This is a genomic window from Nocardia sp. CDC160 (assembly GCF_035818795.1).
In the GTDB taxonomy this organism is placed as follows: domain Bacteria; phylum Actinomycetota; class Actinomycetes; order Mycobacteriales; family Mycobacteriaceae; genus Nocardia.
Window position 1 is genome coordinate 120,811 of the sequence record NZ_JAYKYT010000003.1, and the last position, 17,214, is coordinate 138,024.

General features: G+C 66.1%; 20 protein-coding genes. 10 read left to right on the plus strand and 10 right to left on the minus strand.

Annotated elements, in window-relative coordinates; all coding sequences use genetic code 11:
- Positions 1-35: 35 nt before the first annotated feature.
- A complete protein-coding gene (locus VMT40_RS15145) occupies positions 36-1,502 on the minus strand; it encodes a glyceraldehyde-3-phosphate dehydrogenase (protein WP_326358757.1) in 1,467 nt (488 codons plus the stop codon).
- A 114-nt stretch (positions 1,503-1,616) separates the two neighbouring features.
- On the minus strand, positions 1,617-2,228 hold the full coding sequence (locus tag VMT40_RS15150) for a GNAT family N-acetyltransferase (RefSeq protein WP_326358758.1): 612 nt from the start codon (positions 2,226-2,228) through the stop codon (positions 1,617-1,619).
- A gap of 80 nt (positions 2,229-2,308) precedes the next feature.
- On the opposite strand from VMT40_RS15150, the gene VMT40_RS15155 reads away from it, so the two are divergent.
- Entirely contained in the window at positions 2,309-3,409 is a 1,101-nt protein-coding gene (locus VMT40_RS15155; RefSeq protein WP_326358759.1) for a GAF domain-containing protein, read from the plus strand.
- Positions 3,410-3,742: 333 nt separating this feature from the next.
- On the opposite strand, the gene VMT40_RS15160 is transcribed toward VMT40_RS15155, so the two are convergent.
- Positions 3,743-4,009, minus strand: coding sequence for a hypothetical protein (locus VMT40_RS15160; protein ID WP_326358760.1), 267 nt, complete (start codon positions 4,007-4,009; stop codon positions 3,743-3,745).
- Positions 4,010-4,260: 251 nt separating this feature from the next.
- Here VMT40_RS15160 and VMT40_RS15165 point away from each other — a divergent pair, with 251 nt between their 5' ends.
- Together VMT40_RS15165 and VMT40_RS15170 are read left to right on the plus strand one after the other, a co-directional pair.
- Positions 4,261-5,037, plus strand: a complete 777-nt coding sequence (locus tag VMT40_RS15165; RefSeq protein ID WP_326358761.1) for a hypothetical protein — start codon at positions 4,261-4,263, stop codon at positions 5,035-5,037.
- 133 nt (positions 5,038-5,170) lie between these two features.
- Positions 5,171-6,349 (plus strand): serine hydrolase domain-containing protein, encoded by a 1,179-nt coding sequence (locus VMT40_RS15170; RefSeq protein WP_326358762.1) that lies wholly within the window; start codon positions 5,171-5,173, stop codon positions 6,347-6,349.
- On the opposite strand, the gene VMT40_RS15175 is transcribed toward VMT40_RS15170, so the two are convergent.
- Positions 6,339-7,538 carry a lipid-transfer protein gene (locus tag VMT40_RS15175; RefSeq protein WP_326358764.1) on the minus strand — a complete coding sequence of 400 codons (1,200 nt, stop codon included), beginning with the start codon at positions 7,536-7,538 and terminating at the stop codon, positions 6,339-6,341. The genes VMT40_RS15170 and VMT40_RS15175 overlap by 11 nt on opposite strands.
- The gene (locus VMT40_RS15180) at positions 7,531-7,977 is read right to left on the minus strand and encodes a Zn-ribbon domain-containing OB-fold protein (RefSeq protein WP_442789986.1); all 447 of its coding nucleotides are present in this window, start codon (positions 7,975-7,977) and stop codon (positions 7,531-7,533) included. The genes VMT40_RS15175 and VMT40_RS15180 overlap by 8 nt, the downstream gene beginning before the upstream one ends.
- An 82-nt stretch (positions 7,978-8,059) precedes the next feature.
- Between VMT40_RS15180 and VMT40_RS15185 the strand changes: the two genes are divergently transcribed.
- The gene (locus tag VMT40_RS15185; RefSeq protein ID WP_326358765.1) at positions 8,060-8,833 is read left to right on the plus strand and encodes a hypothetical protein; all 774 of its coding nucleotides are present in this window, start codon (positions 8,060-8,062) and stop codon (positions 8,831-8,833) included.
- Between the two features lie 15 nt (positions 8,834-8,848).
- Here VMT40_RS15185 and VMT40_RS15190 read toward each other — a convergent pair whose 3' ends face one another.
- Together VMT40_RS15190 and VMT40_RS15195 are read right to left on the minus strand one after the other, a co-directional pair.
- The gene (locus tag VMT40_RS15190) at positions 8,849-9,106 is read right to left on the minus strand and encodes a hypothetical protein (RefSeq protein WP_326358766.1); all 258 of its coding nucleotides are present in this window, start codon (positions 9,104-9,106) and stop codon (positions 8,849-8,851) included.
- A gap of 366 nt (positions 9,107-9,472) precedes the next feature.
- On the minus strand, positions 9,473-9,982 hold the full coding sequence (locus VMT40_RS15195) for a MarR family winged helix-turn-helix transcriptional regulator (protein WP_326358768.1): 510 nt from the start codon (positions 9,980-9,982) through the stop codon (positions 9,473-9,475).
- Between the two features lie 102 nt (positions 9,983-10,084).
- Between VMT40_RS15195 and VMT40_RS15200 the strand changes: the two genes are divergently transcribed.
- A complete protein-coding gene (locus VMT40_RS15200) occupies positions 10,085-10,708 on the plus strand; it encodes a malonic semialdehyde reductase (protein WP_326358770.1) in 624 nt (207 codons plus the stop codon).
- 88 nt (positions 10,709-10,796) lie between these two features.
- Here VMT40_RS15200 and VMT40_RS15205 read toward each other — a convergent pair whose 3' ends face one another.
- On the minus strand, positions 10,797-11,651 hold the full coding sequence (locus tag VMT40_RS15205; protein ID WP_326358771.1) for an oxidoreductase: 855 nt from the start codon (positions 11,649-11,651) through the stop codon (positions 10,797-10,799).
- A 199-nt stretch (positions 11,652-11,850) separates the two neighbouring features.
- Between VMT40_RS15205 and VMT40_RS15210 the strand changes: the two genes are divergently transcribed.
- Together VMT40_RS15210 and VMT40_RS15215 are read left to right on the plus strand one after the other, a co-directional pair.
- The gene (locus VMT40_RS15210) at positions 11,851-12,513 is read left to right on the plus strand and encodes a TetR/AcrR family transcriptional regulator (RefSeq protein ID WP_326358773.1); all 663 of its coding nucleotides are present in this window, start codon (positions 11,851-11,853) and stop codon (positions 12,511-12,513) included.
- A gap of 195 nt (positions 12,514-12,708) precedes the next feature.
- Complete coding sequence (locus VMT40_RS15215) at positions 12,709-13,233, plus strand: dihydrofolate reductase (RefSeq protein WP_326358774.1); 525 nt, start codon at positions 12,709-12,711, stop codon at positions 13,231-13,233.
- A gap of 209 nt (positions 13,234-13,442) precedes the next feature.
- Here the strand turns inward: VMT40_RS15215 and VMT40_RS15220 are convergent, their stop codons facing one another.
- Both VMT40_RS15220 and VMT40_RS15225 read right to left on the minus strand, forming a co-directional pair.
- Positions 13,443-13,670 (minus strand): AbrB/MazE/SpoVT family DNA-binding domain-containing protein, encoded by a 228-nt coding sequence (locus VMT40_RS15220; RefSeq protein ID WP_326358775.1) that lies wholly within the window; start codon positions 13,668-13,670, stop codon positions 13,443-13,445.
- Positions 13,671-14,038: 368 nt separating this feature from the next.
- Positions 14,039-14,371: a DUF6247 family protein gene (locus VMT40_RS15225; RefSeq protein ID WP_326358776.1), complete on the minus strand. Its 333-nt coding sequence runs from the start codon at positions 14,369-14,371 to the stop codon at positions 14,039-14,041.
- Between the two features lie 449 nt (positions 14,372-14,820).
- On the opposite strand from VMT40_RS15225, the gene VMT40_RS15230 reads away from it, so the two are divergent.
- From VMT40_RS15230 to VMT40_RS15240, 3 genes are all read left to right on the plus strand, one after another.
- A complete protein-coding gene (locus tag VMT40_RS15230) occupies positions 14,821-14,985 on the plus strand; it encodes a hypothetical protein (protein WP_326358777.1) in 165 nt (54 codons plus the stop codon).
- 100 nt (positions 14,986-15,085) lie between these two features.
- On the plus strand, positions 15,086-15,964 hold the full coding sequence (locus VMT40_RS15235) for a DUF2637 domain-containing protein (protein WP_326358778.1): 879 nt from the start codon (positions 15,086-15,088) through the stop codon (positions 15,962-15,964).
- A 305-nt stretch (positions 15,965-16,269) separates the two neighbouring features.
- Positions 16,270-17,184: a hypothetical protein gene (locus VMT40_RS15240; RefSeq protein ID WP_326358779.1), complete on the plus strand. Its 915-nt coding sequence runs from the start codon at positions 16,270-16,272 to the stop codon at positions 17,182-17,184.
- Positions 17,185-17,214: the final 30 nt, after the last annotated feature.

Genomic DNA, 17,214 nt, shown 5'->3' on the forward strand with positions numbered 1-17,214 from the left:
GTGCGCCTTGGGAATTACGCCTGTGCGCTTGGGAATTACCCCACGGCCACCGGCGCGAGCATATCCTCGCCCAGCTGCGGATAGGTCGGGTACTCGATGCCGGAGATGTACTGCACCGTCCGCACCACCTGGCACGAGTAGCCGAATTCGTTGTCGTACCACAGATACAGAATCGCGGTGTCCCCGTCGACGATGGTGGCATTGGCATCCACGATGGACGCTGCCCGCGACCCGATGAAGTCGCTGGACACCACATCGGTGGCCGCGGTGAAGTCGAGATTGCGGCTCAGCGGGCCCGACAGCGACACCCCGCGCAGGTACTTGAGCACCTCTTCGCGGGTGGTCTCGCGGCGCAGCTGCAGATTCAGGATCGCGACCGAAACATCCGGCGTGGGAACGCGAATCGAGCTGCCGGTGATCTTGGCCGCGAAGTCCGGCATGGCCTTCTTCACCGCGGACTGCGCGCCGGTCTCGGTCAACACCAGGTTGAACGGCGCGGATCGGCCGCGGCGATCGGACTTGTGGTAGTTGTCCAGCAGGTTCTGGTCATTGGTGAACGAGTGCACGGTCTCGACATGCCCACGCACGATGCCGAATTCGTCGTCCATCGCCTTGAGCGGCGGCACGATCGCATTGGTCGTGCAGGAGGCGCACGAGTAGATGCGCGCGGACAGATCCTGATCGCGATGATTGACGCCGTGCACGATATTCGGCACATCGCCCTTGCCGGGCGCGGTGAGCACGACCTTGGCGATGCCGGGCCGCAGGTGCTTCTCGAGGCCCGCGCGGTCGCGCCACTTGCCGGTGTTGTCGATCAGGATCGCATCCTTGATCCCGTAGTCGGTGTAGTCGACCTCCGACGGGTCGTTGCTGTAGATGAATCGAATCGCATTGCCGTTGGCGATGATCGTCGAGTTCTCGGCGTCGACCTTGATGGTGCCGTTGAACTGGCCGTGCACCGAGTCGCGCCGCAGCAGCGAGGCCCGCTTGACCAGATCCTCCTCGCCGCCCTTGCGCACCACGACGGCCCGCAGGTTCAGGCCATTGCCGGAGCCGACCTTCTCGATGAGCAGTCGCGCCACCAGGCGGCCGATGCGACCGAAGCCGTAGAGCACCACATCGCGCGGTCCCTGCGCCTGCGCCTTGTTGCCGTCGATGATGTCGGCCAGCACGTCGGCGGTGAACTCCGGCACCGAGAGCCCGCGCTCGTCGGCGCGGTAGGCCATGACCAGGCGGCCCAGGTCGATCTTGCTCGGGCCCAGGTCCAGCGCGCTGAGCACCTCGAGGAAGGGCAGCGTCTCGTCGACCGACAGTTCCTCCCCCTCGATCTGCCGCGCGAACCGGTGGGTCCGCAGAATGCTGATCACCGACTTGTTCACCAGCGACCGGCTGTGCAGCAGAATCGTCACCCCCTTATCGCGATAGAGCTTCCCAATGATCGGAATCATCGCCTCCGCCGCGGCCTCGTGGGCATTCCAGCGGTCGAGATGGTCGGTAGTCAACACAAGTCCTCGGGGTTTCCGGTCGATCCGTACGTGAAGCGATGCTAACCAGCGCGGATGTATCACAATCCGCGGCTCCCCGCATGTGAGATCTAGGTCGCTCCCGGCGGGGTCTCAGGGGAACGACGGGTCCCGCCACATGGACCACATGGTGGGCCGGGAGCCGAGCGGAAGCTGGAACTCACCGGTGACCGAGAACCCGTAGCGCTCGTAGTACGCGACATTCTCGTATCGCGTGCAGACCAGGTACTGGGCCCGGGTCGGCGCGGTGTCGGCGCGGTCGGCCAGCAGCGCGGCCGCGTACCCCCGGCCGCGATGGCTCGACAGCGTCCCGAGGTTGCACAGATACCAGTGCGCGGGTTCACGCGGATGCCATTGCTCGAGCGTGCGGCGGACCGTGATGGCCGCCGGGACCCGGGTCCGCAGCACGGGCAGCAGATCCGGCAAGGCGCGCAGCGTCTGGCCCAGGGGTTGATCCCAGGCCCCCGGCGGATCCCACACGGCCACAGCGCAAATCCGGTCGTCGCGATCGGTCGCGATCTGCACACCGCCCGCGGGCAGGTGGAAATGCCGTAGCGAGGCCGCGAAATACGCCGGTAGCGCGGCGTGCCGCCGGGCCGGATCGGGCCAGATGGCGGCCATCAGCGGATCGTCGGCGAAGGCTTGCGCGAGCACTTCGGCACTCGCGCGCAGATCGGCCACCGTGGCTTCGCGGGTAGTGTGCACCGCAGGAATCTAACGAAAAACCTTGCGGCGGTTCCATGGTCACGATCACAGGACCGCCGTGAGCTGCGTGGGGGTCGTCGGTGGCAAAGCAGGGATGGACGCTGGTCGAGACGCTCGGGCCCGAGGGGCCCAGTGTCATAGCGCGGGAGCATGAACCGCGTGCGCGCACCTCGTTCGATCGGACCGTGACCGATCTGGTCGGCGCGGGCAAGGCGCCGGGGGCCGAGGCCGCGCGCCGGATGCGCGCCTTGCTCGCGGAGATGCGCGAGCGGCCCGGCCCGCGCAGCGCGTCGATCACCCTGCGGTCGGGCCAGAACCTCACCGCCCGCATGCTGCCCGTAGTCGGTCCCGACGCGACTCTGCACGGGGTCCACCTGTGGCTGAGCTCGATGGCCGCGCCGCCGTCGGCTACTCCGTTGTCGGCCTTCGGATTCGGCTGGGATTCCCGGCAGCGGATCGCGGAGATCCCGCCCGCACTGGCCGCAGGAACACCGCGCACACGACTGACCGCGCCGGAGGTGTTCCGCTTTCTGGAACCGAGCCCGGCCGACGCGCTCTCGCTGTTCGAAACCCTGCTCTCGCAACGGCCCGGCGCGCACTGGGACGGCGATGTGGTGGTTGCCGTGCACGGCAACCAGGTCCCGGCGCGGCTGGTGATGACGGCCGGGTCCACCGCGTCGGACTCACACCTGTGGCGCGGCATTCTGTTCGAAACCCCTGTCGCGGAAGGGATTCGAACCGACAGTCTGGAGGCCGCCGCGCTGGCGGCGATCCCGCGCATGACCTCGGTCCACCTGGCCGTGTTCGATGTCGCGAAGATGCGGATGCTGCGCTGGATCACCGACCCCATGACCGATGTCCAATGGAAGGGACAGGTCGACCAGCGGGACACACCGCATCCCGACGATGTGAAGCGCATCTTCGCGGCCGCGGAGGGCATCTTCACCGGCCGCGTGGAGGTCTCGACCGTCCCGGGAATTCGATTGCGGCGCAAGGGCGGCGGCTGGGTCGTCGTGGACTGCACCGGATCGCTCATGCGCACCCCGCCGGGGTCCCCGCAACTACTGCTCGTGCAGTTCAATGTGACCGGCTATTCCAATGAGCCGGACCCGGTCGAGCCCTCCGACGCCGGCCATCCCGGCCTCGACGATCCCCGCTATCCGCGCTACCCGCTGAAGTGAGACCAACGGCCCGTCAGCCCCTTCTCCGTCTCGGACAGCGCTGCTAAGCTGTGGCCACCTTCCCCGGTACCGGTCCATGACCAGACGCCGGATGCACCCGAACCGCCCTGCGCGGGAACGGGTTCCCTTCGCATACGCATCCACGGGTACCAGGTTTTCGATCAACCCCTTCCTCCGCTGCGTCGGGCTCGGTGAGATGCGCGCACAACGAAGGGGGTTGTGCGCCCATCTCAGCGAGCCCGAAGCCGGGCCGGTGGTCGCATAATTCTCCGGACACGGCGAAAGCGGCCGCCGCGCGAATTCCTCGCTACGGCGACCGCTCGGCAATCGAGGCTAATGCGCCGACAGGCTGCTGAGAATCTCGCCGATGGCCCCGCCGGCCCACCCGCCGCCGAAGGCGCTGCCGAGCACGACCGCGGCGCTCCCGGCGTCCACGGATCCCGCGCCCACGGCATGCCCCAGGTCGGCGGCCGAACCCGGGGAGATATCAACATCGGCCAGCGGCGCGTTGGTGAGCGGAATCCCGTCTGCCGCAGCCGTTCCGAAGCTCGCGCCGAACAGCGCACACGCGGCCGCACCCACAAGAATGGTTCGTTTCATAAATCAGTCCTCTAATCCATGCGCCGAAGCGAGGTGCAGTCCCCCACTCCGCGCGCCAGAGCATATGAAACATCTCTTATTCAGATGACCGTTTTGAACCGTTTGGTCTCCTGTCGCGCCGAATCTCACACCCACCGAGATCCCTCATAGCCGCGGAGACCACCCTGCGAGCCCACTCACAATCCTGTTGTGCCCCAGCACCCGCCAACGATGGTGAACACGACACGCAACCTTCGGAAAGGCAGATACGCATGGCAGGTCGGCATCGCGCAGTAAACAGCCGCGGCAAGTTCCTCCGCGGACTCCCGGTAGCAGTGGCCCTCCCCGCCGCGGTCGGCCTGACCGCCTCCGGCACCGCCACCGCCGACATCGCCAACTCCGCCCCGACCCCCGTTGCCGCCCCGGCCCCAACCGACATCGCGACCCCTGCCTCACCCGACATCGCCGACCTAGCCGAGTCCGCAGCATTCACTCCCGCCTCGACCCCGCCGAGTTTCGCACCGACGCTGACAAGGTTCGCACCCGAGGCGGCCACCACGGCCCCGGCCATCGACCTCGTCGAAGCTATTGCACCCCAGCCCGGCACGGACGCCAGCCCGACCGAGTCCGCACCGGCCATCACCTTCCCGGAGATCCACCCCGCCGAATCCATTGCGGCCGTGTCCATCCCGGCCATGCCTACAACTCCGGCGACCTCCGAGACCTCGGCGGCTAACTCGTCTCCGGTGCCCGATGCGAGCCCGGTCGCCTACGCGGCTCCGATCGCCAGTCCGATGGAGAACGCCACCTATATCGGCTCCGCCGCGGGCCAAATCATCGGCGGTGTAGCGGGAGCCGTGCTGGGCGGCACCGCAGGCGGGGCACTTGCCACCGCGCTTACCGCCGGCGTGGCCGCACCCGTCGGCGTGATAGGCGGCGGCATTCTCGGCGGTGTGGCGGGCACCTACATCGGCTACTACGCCGGTTCCTTCGTCGGCACCTGGGTGGCCGAGCAGGCGCCTCAGCTGATTCCGAACGTCCTGCCCTGAGGCGGTCGGCGGCATAGGCCGTCCCGGTCGGGCCGCGCCTGGCCCGGCGGCGGGTGTCGAATATCGTGCAGGGCGGGAAGGGGTTTCGCCTCGACGGTGTGCCCGTGGAATTTCGGCAGGGAGGCTGGAGGCGTTGGCGGAGGGATTTGTCGAGCGCGGGTTCGAGGCGGTTCGGGACGGGTTTGCCCGGGCGCAGGCCGATGATCCGGGTGCGGCGCAACTGTGCGTGTATCGCGAGGGGCGGGTCGTGGTGGATCTGTGGACCGGGGAGGATCCGGAGTCCGGGAAGGCTTGGGACGCAGAGTCTTTGACGGTTCTCATGTCGGTCTCGAAGGGGATGACCGCGACCTGCGTGCACATGCTGGTCGATCGTGGCCTGCTCGATCTCGAGGCCCCGGTTCGCGACTACTGGCCGGAGTTCGCGGCGGGCGGCAAGGGCGAGATCACGGTCGCGGACCTGCTGTCGCATCGCGGCGGACTGGCCAGCTTCGACGCCGAATCCGCTATCGGCGCACAGGAATTGACCGACTGGTCGAAGTGTGTCGACGCCCTCGCGGGCATGACGCCGCTGTGGACGCCGGGCACCGCCTTCTACTACCACTCGCTCACCTGGGGCTACCTGGCCGGCGAGCTCATCCGCCGGGTGTCGGGGAAGAGCGTCGGGGAATTCCTGGCCGCGGAGATCTCCGAGCCGCTCGGGCTGAGCCTGTGGATCGGGCTGCCGGAGGACCAGGAGCACCGCGTGGTTCCGCAGTTCACCCGTCGGCACATGCCGGGCGTCGCCGATGTGGAGGCGGTGCTGACCCGCATGGGCGTCGATCTGAACGACCGGCTGGTGCGGGCGACCCTCGCCACGCTCGCGACGCGGGACGAGGGACTCGCGCTGCTCAATACCCGGTCCGGGCACGAGGCGGAAGTTCCGTCCGGCAACGGAATCGGGAACGCGCGCTCCCTGGCTCGCATGTTCGCCGCGACCATCGGCGAGATCGACGGCATCCGGCTGCTCACCCCGGAAGCGGTCGACCGAGCCCGCCGACCTCAAACCGAGGGGCTCGACCATCCGGTGCCGCTGAACATCATGCCCCGGAGCAACCACTTCGCCCACGGCTACGAACTCACCCGCCCCGAACAACTGCTCGGCGCGGGCGCGTTCGGTCAGGTGGGCAATGGCGGCCGAATCGCCATGGCCCACCCCGAATCCGGCGTCGCGGTCGGCTACACCTGCACCAATATGATCGGCGACGACACCGGCGGACCCGATCCACGCTGGCTGCCGTGGACCGATGCGCTGCGCGCCGCGCTCAGCGAGTAGCGATGATCGCCGAACCGTGGCCGAACAGGCCCTGGTTGACCGCGATGCCCGCGCGGGCGTTCTCGACCTGACGGCCGTCGGCCTGGCCGCGCAGCTGCCAGGTGAGCTCACAAACCTGGGCGATGGCCTGCGCCGGGATCGCCTCGCCGAAACAGGCCAGGCCGCCGCTCGGATTCACCGGTATCCGACCACCCAAAGTCGTTGCGCCACTGCGGAGCAGCGCTTCGGCCGCACCTGTTTCACACAGGCCGATGTCCTCGTACCAGTCCAGCTCCAGGGCCGTCGAGAGGTCGTAGACCTCCGCGAACGACAGCTCCTCCGGGCCGATTCCGGCCTCCTCGTAGGCGGCGTGCGCGATGGCGGAACGGAAAGCGCGCGAAGGCGGTTCGACCGCCACGGCGGAATCCGTCGAGAAATCCGGAAGGTCGAGAACGGTCTTCGGGAAGGTCGGCGTGACCGTCGACAGCGCGCTGATGCGCACCGGATCGACGATGCCGTGGCGGCGCGCGTAATCCATCGACGTCAGCACCAGCGCGGCCCCACCGTCACTGGTCGCGCAAATGTCCAGCAGCCGCAGCGGATCCGAGACGATGGCCGACGCCGCGATCTCCTCGGCCGAGACCTCCTTGCGGTACCGGGCATTCGGGTTGTTCAGGCCGTGCCGCGCGTTCTTCACCTTGACCGCGGCGAAATCGTCGAGCGTGGCGCCGTGCAGTGCCATGCGCCGGCGAGCGTACAGCGCGAAGTAGATGGGGTTGGTCGCACCGAGCAGGTGGAAGCGCAGCCAGTCCGGATCGTCGCGACGCTCGCCGCCGACCGGCTGGAAGAAGCCCTTCGGCGTGGTGTCCGCACCGATCACCAGTGCGACATCGGTCAGCCCGGCCAGAATCTGGGCGCGCGCGTTCGCGATGGCCTGCGCACCGGAGGCGCACGCGGCATAGCTGCTGGAGATGCGCGCCCCCGACCAGCCCAGCGCCTGAGCGAAAGTCGCGCCCGCGACGAAGCCCGGGTATCCATTGCGGATGGTGTCCGCGCCCGCGATGTACCCGACATCGAGGTGGCTCACCCCGGCGTCGGCCAGCGCCGCGCGCGCCGCTACGAGGCCGTATTCGACGAAGTTGCGTCCCCACTTGCCCCACGGGTGCATGCCCGCGCCGAGGACGGCGATATCGCGATTCGTCTCAGTCATTGACCGGCCTCCACATCCACACCGTGTGCTCGGCTTCCTCGTCCTCGTAGAGCGTCCCGAGGGTCAACTCGACCGGCATACCGACGGCCAGATCGTCCACGGTGAGCCCGCGCACCACCTGCCCGAGAATCACCATCTGCTCGACCTCGAGCTCCACGGCCGCGACCACATACGGCTCGAAGGGGTCGGCCGAGACATACGGCGCGGGCGGCTTGTAGCGGGCATCCGCGTACGACCAGATGCGGCCGCGCGTGGAAAACAGGTATTCAGCGAGCTCGGAGCCGTCCTTGGGCCCGGCGCACCGCGGATTCCGGCAGGCCAGGTCATTGCGCGGAAAATACGGTGTGCCGCAAACCTCGCAGCGGCTGCCTTTGAGCCGCACCACTCCGTCGTCCGCAGTGAACCAGTCCGCGATGGCGGGGCGTTGTTCTTTCTGCACAGCCCCGACGGTATAGGAACACGTTCTATTTTGGGAGCGAAATCCGCTCCGCCGTTTCGCCCCCGGCGGTACGGTGAGAGCGGTGGGCACCAAAGCCATTGACCCGCGGTCGATCCGCAACGTCACGATCATCGGAGACCCGGACGAGACCTCGCGGCTGGTGCACCGGGTTTACCGCCGCTGCGGCACCGCCGGATCCGGCTCGTCGGCCACGGTGCGATGGTCGACGGACCGTGGCGCGCACACGATCCGCATCACCGCGCTACCTCTCCACGCCCCACTCGCCGCGCTGGAGCGATCGATCCGCTTGGCCGACAGCCTGATAGCGGTCGCCCACGCCGCCATCCCGAGCGCTCGCCTGGAGACCGCGCTGGGCGTGGCCGACGACCACCAGGTAGCCCGCCTCTGCCTGGTAACCGCCCTCGACCGCCCCACCGCCGACTTCCCCCGCTGCGTCCGCACCCTCGCCGACATCCGCGGCGCGACCCCTGTCGCAGTCCAGGTCCCGCTCGGCACCGGATCCGACTTCGCAGGCGTCCTCGACCTGATCACCACCTGGGACGTCGCACCGCTTGCCGCCGAGATTCACGGCATCGGTTGGGAGACCGCCGAAGCGTGGTACCGCACCCTCGCGAAAGCCGTTCTGCCCCTGAGTCCAGGCACCCCGCTTCGAACGATCCCCCTCGACCAGCTACATCACCGCATCCGCACCCTCACCCGAATCGGCGACATCGTCCCCGTCCTGTGCAGCACGGCCCCCACAGCCGACGACATCCCCCCACTCCTGGACGCCATCACCCGCTACCTCCCGTCCCCGATGGACGTCTGCCAGCCAGAGCACGCCCTCGACTACTAGGAAATGCCCCTTCCCCTACGGCACAACAACTTCCGTCGAAGCGGGCAGATTCGGCCGATCGGTCCGCACGGTGAGCTGCACCCGCCCGGCCCCCGTCTCGGCGAGAATGATCGCCGGAGTCGACCGCTGCCCCGCCGGAACAAACCGACTCACGCTACCCGCCTGCCCGGTATCGAGGTTGCGCCAATCGACAACCGCCGTCACATCACAGGCCAGCAGCTGCGGCCCCCACTCCCCCACCGGCGAAAACCCCTGCGTCACACGCAAAACCACCGAATGCTCCGCGCCGGGCGCTTCCGAGTACTGATAAAGCGGCCCATCGAAAGCGGTCCCGCCTGCCGAAAGCAGCGCCGGGCAAATCCCATTCCCCAGTGTCAGCACCGGACTCAGATTGAAGTCGGCCTTGGCACAGGTCCGAGGCCCCACATTCGACCACCCCAACTGACACGGCTCCCACCATCCGCAGCAGCCGGACCCGCAACAGCCACACCAGCACCCAAAACCAGCGCCGCGGTAGCCCCAAGAACCATGCGCTTCATAGCCCTACACCCCTCATCCCCGACCCTCGTCAACAAAACCAACGAGTCCGATCGTAGATCCGTCCCGGGCAGCATGCGGACGGCGCGCCGAGATCAGCTATCAATCCGCAATGGGCCCCTCCATGTCCAGCAGCAACTGGTGCAGTTCGGCATTCAGGCGCTCGAGCTGCTGAGGCGTCAGTGTCGCGATGAGGCGTGACTCGGTCTCGGTCTTGGTCCGAAACACCTCCATCGCCCGACTCTCCCCCTCATCGGTCAGCCGGACCAGAATCTGGCGCCGATCCCGCGGATCGATACTGCGCTCCACCCACCCGCGACGCTCCAGCGCCGAAACCCTTTTGGTGACAGCGCCCGTCGTCAACTGCATGGCGTCCTGCAACGCACCCGCCGTCGCCTCGAACGGCGACCCACTGCGATGCAGGTAGGCCAACAATTCCAACTCCCACAACTCGATCCCGAAAGACGCCAGCTCCCTGCGCAGTTGAGTCTCCACATGATGCGCGATCCGCCGCAGCCGATAGCACAACGCCTTGACTGCGAGATCCTCACGCCCATAAGCGTTTTCGTCATCCGCCGTATTCGCCGCGATCTGATCGATGATCACATCCACGCGATCACGGCCTTGCCCTTCGGTTTTCACCGAGCTAGCCTAACACCCGGAAACTTCTTACCAGTAAGCTAATTACCGGAAGCTCAATTGGAGACGGATCCGATGTCGAACCAGCCGATCACCCCCACTCCGCACCGATCCCCCCTCTCGACCGAGGCGCTGGGCATCTTGTTCACCGAATCGCGCACACCCCGCAGATTCCTACCAACCCCGGTGACAGACGAAGAGCTGCAAGCCATTTGGGAACTCACCAGATGGGCCCCCACCGGCCACAACAGCCAACCCCTCCGAGCCGTCTTCGCCCGCACCCCCGAAACCCGCGAGCGCATCCTCCCCCACCTGGCCGCAGGCAACGCCATCAAGTCCAAATCCGCTCCGGTAGTAGCGGTCCTGGCCTACGACACCCGCTACCACCAACATCTAGAAACCCTGACCCCCTACAACCCCACCCTCCAACACCACTACGAAACCAACCCCGAAGAACGCCGCACCAAGGGCCTCTTCAACGCCACCCTCCAATGCGCCTACTTCATCCTGGCCGTCCGCGCCCTAGGCCTCTCCGCCGGCCCCATAGGCGGCTTCGACCGCCCCGCCCTCAACACCGCCCTCTTCCCCAACACCACCTACGAATCCCTCCTAGTCGTCAACATCGGCCACATCGACAACTCCGCCCTACACCCCCGCCTCCCCCGCCTCGACCGAAACCTCACCATAACCATGATCTGACATTCCCAACCCATCGTCGCCGCGCTCCAGCACAAGCAGAGTTCATCCCGGCCGGGTCATCGCAACTGCTGACGGGTGCGGCTAATGATCAGGACTGGCGTATTTGCGCGCCGTTGGGGAAATCGGTAGAGCGAGTGAGGGTTTCCCAGGTCTGAATGTCGCGGTCGAGGGCCGCACGGGCGGTGGTGACCAGACGCAGGGCGTCGGAGCCCAAGAGCAGGTGCGCGGGCGGGTCAGGGGTGTCGAGCACGGCGAGAACCGCGGCGGCGGCCTTGGCGGGGTCGCCGAGTTGGTTTCCGTGTGCGGCGTGGCGGGCGGCGCGGATCGGGTCGAACAGCTCGTCGTAGTCGGCGACGATGCGGGGAGCGCGGGTCATGGAGCGACCTGCCCAGTCGGTGCGGAAGGAACCGGGTTCTATTGCGGTGACATGGATTCCGAAGGCGGCGACTTCCTTGCCGACGGTTTCCAGGATGGCTTCGAGGGCATATTTGCTGGCGCAGTAGGCCGACATGCCGGGCACGGTCATCAACCCGCCCATCGAGGTGACCGCCAGGATGTGTCCGCGCCGCCGTCTCCGCATACCCGGTAGCACGGCTTGAATGGTCGCAGCGGCTCCGAACACGTTGACCTCGAATTGATTTCGGAGGAGCTGCAACGGTGTTTCCTCAAAGGTCCCTTCGACACCGTAGCCCGCGTTGGCGATCAGTACCTCGATCGGACCCAGTGTGCCTTCGACCTCGGCGACCACTTCGAACACCTGTCGGTCGTCGGTGACGTCCAGCAATCGGGCGTGTGCCCGTCCGGGCGCGAGGGCTTCGAAGGCGGAGGCGTCCTCGGGTTTGCGGACCGTACCGCACACGCGGTGGCCGGCCAGCAATGCGCCTTCGGCGAACGCGCGGCCCAACCCGCTGCTCACGCCGGTGATGAAAAGAAGCTTGCCCATGGTCGAGATCCTTCGGTCGGCGACCTGCCCCGCCCCGTGCGTGCGAGGCGTTGGGGTTGGGGTTGGGGCCGGGAGCGACGCCGATGTCGTTCCCAACCCCAACGATCGTGGATGGCTTCGCCCTGCGAAAAGTCTACGCGGTGTCGATTAATTTTCAACACCGTGCAGATTTTTGTGCCTGAAACGGTAATCTCGGTCCATGGCCAGCACGCCACGAACACGCCGTCGACACCGTGAAGCCCCGCGCAAAGGCGACCTCCGCGAACAGGCCATTCTCGACACCGCCGAAACGCTGCTCACCGATCCCGGCCCGGAAACGATGACGGTCGAGGACATCGCCCGTGGCGCGGGCATCTCCCGGGGATCGCTGTACTTCTACTTCGGATCCAAGAACGAGGTGCTGACCGCATTGGTCACCCGTACCGTGATGCGACTGCGCGACACCGCGCTGATCCCGACCGCCGACGCGGGGCTCACTCCACGCGAGGTGGTCACCCGCGCGGTCGCAGCTACCGAACGCATCTGGCACGAACACGGCCCTGTCATGCGCACGGCGGTCGAGTACTCCGCGATCGTCCCGGAAATCGGGCAAATCTGGTCTGCCGCAATCACGGTCGCCCGCGATGCCATGACGCCGATCCTGATCCGGGCAGGTCTGCCTTCCGGCCCCGGCCCAACCGACGCCGAGGCTCTGGCCCACGCCATGTGCTGGATGACCGAGCGGAACTTCTACCGCACCTACGTCGACGACCCCGGCCAGCTTTCCCGGACCGCCGCGACCTGCACCGCGATCTGGCACAGCACCCTACCGGGCGACCACGATTCCCCCGACTCCGACGGCACGCCCGCAATCCTTGAGTAGCAACAGAATCCGCGTCCGCAGGTATTTCGCGATTTCCAACACGCTCAGCCCGGCCTGGCGGGCGAAGTCCGTCTGCCGCGTAGAGCGGTCGGAATCTTTTGGTGACACCGTCGGGAGCCCCAGCTAATATGGAGACGAGTTCTCCGCTTAGCTTTTGATCGACCATGACGTTCCGCAAGGAAGGAAAGTGGACCGATGACCGGAACCGGCGAGCGCATTATCGGTTTGATCTGGGCTCAGGACAGGAACCGCACGATCGGCGTCGACGGTGGGCTCCCATGGAGGATCCCCGAACATTTCGAACACTTCCACGATGTCACCGATGGTCGCCCGATCATCATGGGCCACCACACCTGGAATTCGCTGCCCGAACAGGTCCGCCATTCCCCGACCCGCCGCAATATCGTCCTCACCCACACCCCCGACCAATCGGACTGTCCGGTCGAGACCGCCACCACCCTCGCGGAAGCCCTGGCCCTGACCTACCCGAGAGAAACCTGGATCATCGGAGGTGGCGAAACCCTCTGCCAAGCAATGCCATTCGCCACCACCCTCGCCGTCACCGAGATCTCCGCACACGCGAACGGCGACACCAGCGCACCGCACATCCCGGTCCGCGACTTCATGCTCGCCTACACGATCGGCCCCCGCGAATCCAGCAACCCCGGCCTCACCTACGAATTCCGCAGCTACGTCCACCGACCATCCACGGTTCGATAGCCGAGCACCCACTATTCCGACGACCGCGATCGCGCACTGATTTCGGATCCACCAACCGATATCGCCGTCAACTATGTTGCGCGCCAGCTAGTTCGGCGAATCCGGAATCCAGGCGTTGATGCCTTCAGGTAGGCGGTACTCGACCACAGGGCTCTCCTTGGCGGCGAAAGATCGAGGTTGATACATGAAGTCGGTCCGGCAACCTGCCGCTACTCGCCACGGAACAATTTCATCAACTCATCCGTATTCACCGACGTGGTCGCCCGCCCACTCATATGCCCGGTCAGCCGCTTGCCCCGCCGAGGCGGCCTGTCCCGACGCTTGATCTGCAACGTATTGCCGATCTCGACGACGTCGACTTCATCCCCCGCCTCCAGCGCGTACTTCCGGCGCAGGTCGGCGGGGATGGTCACCTGTCCTCTGCTATTGAGTCGCACCGCACATGCCCTATCTCATACATACGACGTAACCTTCTTCAATCCACAACGACTACACACCATCCGCGAGACGACCCGCAGTGGCGCAGAGGGGATCGAACCGTTCAGGACGTGCCGAGCCACTGAACCATTAACAGGTGCACCTCGCGTTGCCGCTCAAGCACGAGATAGATGACTTGGCAGCCAATCCCGGCCCGTACGCCCAACGGCGCACGGCCCCTTCAGGATTGGCGTTATTCTGCGGAGCGCGCCCGCCCACGGTGAGACCTCGAGGACACTGAGCACCTGGGCGTAATCCAGCAGCACATCGACCGGAAGCGCGGCAACCTGCTCAGCGGTTTGCGGATCCGGAACGATTCGATACAACCTCAGCCAGCTTGTAGGCGCTGTTGAATCAGCGCGCGCATGTCCTCGATCGAAACGCCGGTGGTTCGGCCACCCGCCGCTTCGATCTGCGCGGCCTTCTCCAGCACCCGACCATATGAACCCGGCTCGCGTAGCTCCATCGCCGCGGTGTGCTGCCACTTGTTCAGTAGGTCGTGGATCTCCCGAAGCGAATGCGACTGCTTCGCCCGATCCAGCACGAGAACCCATTCCGCATCGAACTCTTCCCGCAAAGCGGAAGGTAGCGCGGCCCGCAACGCCTCGGGGTCAGCCGCAGGAACCTGCGGCGGCAGAGGGAGCGGCGCGGGGGAAGCCATACCTCACCATAGCCCGGCTCAGCGACTGATACCGCCAACAAGCGGAAGCCACGACGTCGCCCTCGGACCGTCTCACTATCAGACACCGCCAACCAGATCGTCGCTGATACCCGAAAACCCAGGTTTGACCTGGGTTTTTGGTGGTGGACCTAGCGGGATCTTATTCGAACCGCACTGACCTGCAGAAACTCGAAGCAGCCCTAACAAAATCTCAGGTTCGAGACATCCCAACGGCTTCTCGCCGACGCCGTCCTTCCAAACGTACGCCGACCGCGACCCGCACGCCCCAACGGCTCGAACGCCGCCTCTCACGCACCGAGAGAACCGAGCTGATCCAGGCATACCGCGACGGCGCCTCCGCGGCCGAACTCGCCCGCCGCTACCACGCGTCCAAGAGCGCGATCCTCGAACTACTGACGAAGCACCGCATCCCCCGGCGCTACCAGTCGATGACCGACGCCGACATCGAGCACGCCGAGCGGCTCTACCTCGCCGGACACTCCCTCACCGCTTGCGCCGCGCTCACCGGGTTTCCCGCCAGCAGCATCAACCGCGCCCTCAACAAACGGGGCACCCCCATGCGCCCCGCCGGACGCCCCCGCACCACTCGCTAGTCCAGCAGTCGGCGTGTCGACGCACCGCGCCGAACAAAATCTTCCCAACTCTGGCAATCGATCAGCAACTCTCAGTTTCATGTCAAAAGAGGACTAAACGATGCCGATCACCACCACCTTCACCACCGACCAGCTCGATACCACGTCGAGCGATGCGCCCACAGACGCCAGCACGGGCCACCCCCATCACCAGCGTGCGCACACGAGATTCTTCTGGACGATGCTTGCCCTCTCGGCGGCGGTGAGCATCACCGGCAATGCGGCGCACGCCGTACTGCATGTCAGTGCACTGCCGACGGTGGCGGCAGTGGTCGCGGTGGTTCCGCCGATCGCGCTGCTCGGCGCCATTCATGGAGCCACGATCCTGCTGCGTGCGCACGCGCGAGCACGCTTCGCACAGTTGCTCGCCACGCTGATGACCATGCTGATCGCCGCCGGCGCGTTCCGGCTCTCGTTCACCGCACTTCGCGACCTCGCCATCTCCGCCGCAGTGCCCGAGCAGCAAGCCTGGCTGTGGCCCGTCATCGTCGAAGGGTCCATGGCTCAGGCAACCATCGCCCTGCTCGCGTGCGCACACCGCCGACTCCCGCTCACACCAGGACAATCTGGCGTGGATACACGCATCACTGGCACCGGATCCGACGAACTGACCACGGACACAACCGATCACGGAACCGACTTCCGGAACGGAACCCGAGCGCACGCCGACAAGCGTGCGGACTCCGCGCTCGAGGACGTGCGCACGCACGCCGCGAGCGGACCCTCCGCGCCGAGATGGTCGCGAATCGCGGCCACGATCTGCGACCGCGACCCCGCCCACCGCCGCGACCCAAACGAAGTCGCCACCATCCTCGCCCGCCACTACGACCACGGACAGACCCCCACCCAGATATCCCACGACCTCCGACGAAGTCGATCCACCATCAGCAGAATCCTTAGCGATGCCGCGCCTCTTCTCCCACCCCACGACTCCAAATAACTCTGCCCACCCGCGTGCGCACCGCTGACCGCCGAGACCTGGACGGAACTCACGGCGAGCATCTGCGCCCGCGACCATGCGCACCGCTGTGATCCCACCGAAGTAGCCTTCATCCTCGCCCGCCACCACGACGACGGTCGAACACCCTCTCAAATCGCCCGCGAGATCACCCGAAGCCGATCCGCCATCAGCCGAATCCTCAACGATGCCGCAGAATTCGCGCGCCGCGGCGGCGAGACCTCACCGGCTTGTCGGTAGGCTCAGCTAGCCTCCATGATACGAATCATGTTGCGGGATAGGACAATATGACTGACCAGTTGGTTTCTCCCCAGGCTACGGGGGGTGCCGGTTTCGTGTTCGAGTATCACGTGGCGACACTGTTGTTCAGCAAACTGCTGCGCGGGGCGCACGTTCCGGTTGGGATCGATTTGCCCCTATCTCGCGTTGCACTGCAGCAACGTAACCGTGGATTCCCGCTGGATGATGTGGTGGCGTTTGCCGACTCGCAGGGTTCATCAGTCTCCCTCGAGTTCCAGGTGAAGCGGAGGCTGCAAGTAACAGCGGGTGATCCGGACTTCGCTGAGGTAATGCGCTCGGCGTGCGCGGTTGTATGTGGATACCCCCTACAGGTGGCGGACGGGTCGCGGCAGTTGGGACTAGTCGCTGCCGAATCAACGCCGGGTTTGGCCGGGTTGGCTGAGTTGACCTCGATCGCCCGGGCGCATGCCGCCACCATGACGTTCGGGGATCTGTTCCGGCCAAGGGTCACCAAGAAGCCGCTACGAGACCGCCTGGACGAGATCGCCGACGTCGTTGCCCGGGTCTGCTCGCTGCAGGACAAGTCCGACATCGACGGTATGACTCATCGGGTACTCAAGGCCCTGCATGTCTGGCAGGTCGATGTGGGGCACGACAATCGGGACTGGCGTGCAGAGCTCGACGGACTAATTGGCCTGACGACGGGATCGGGAATCACGCCAGCAAACCTGCTCGCGAGCCTGCGCGAGCTGGCCGAGGAGTACGGTACCCGCAGCGGGGATGTCGATGCACCTCACCTGCGTGCGGCGATGCGAAGTCGTGTCGGTGTCGACCTACGGTTGCCGAGGCTCGGACACGCAGCGCCACGGAGCGTCGGCATTGTGGTCAACAACTATGGCAACGGCCCAACCATCATGGCCGAGGGCGATCAACTCTTCCACGGAAACACCTTCAACTTCTGACTTTTCGGGCATGGAAAGTCAGGATCATTA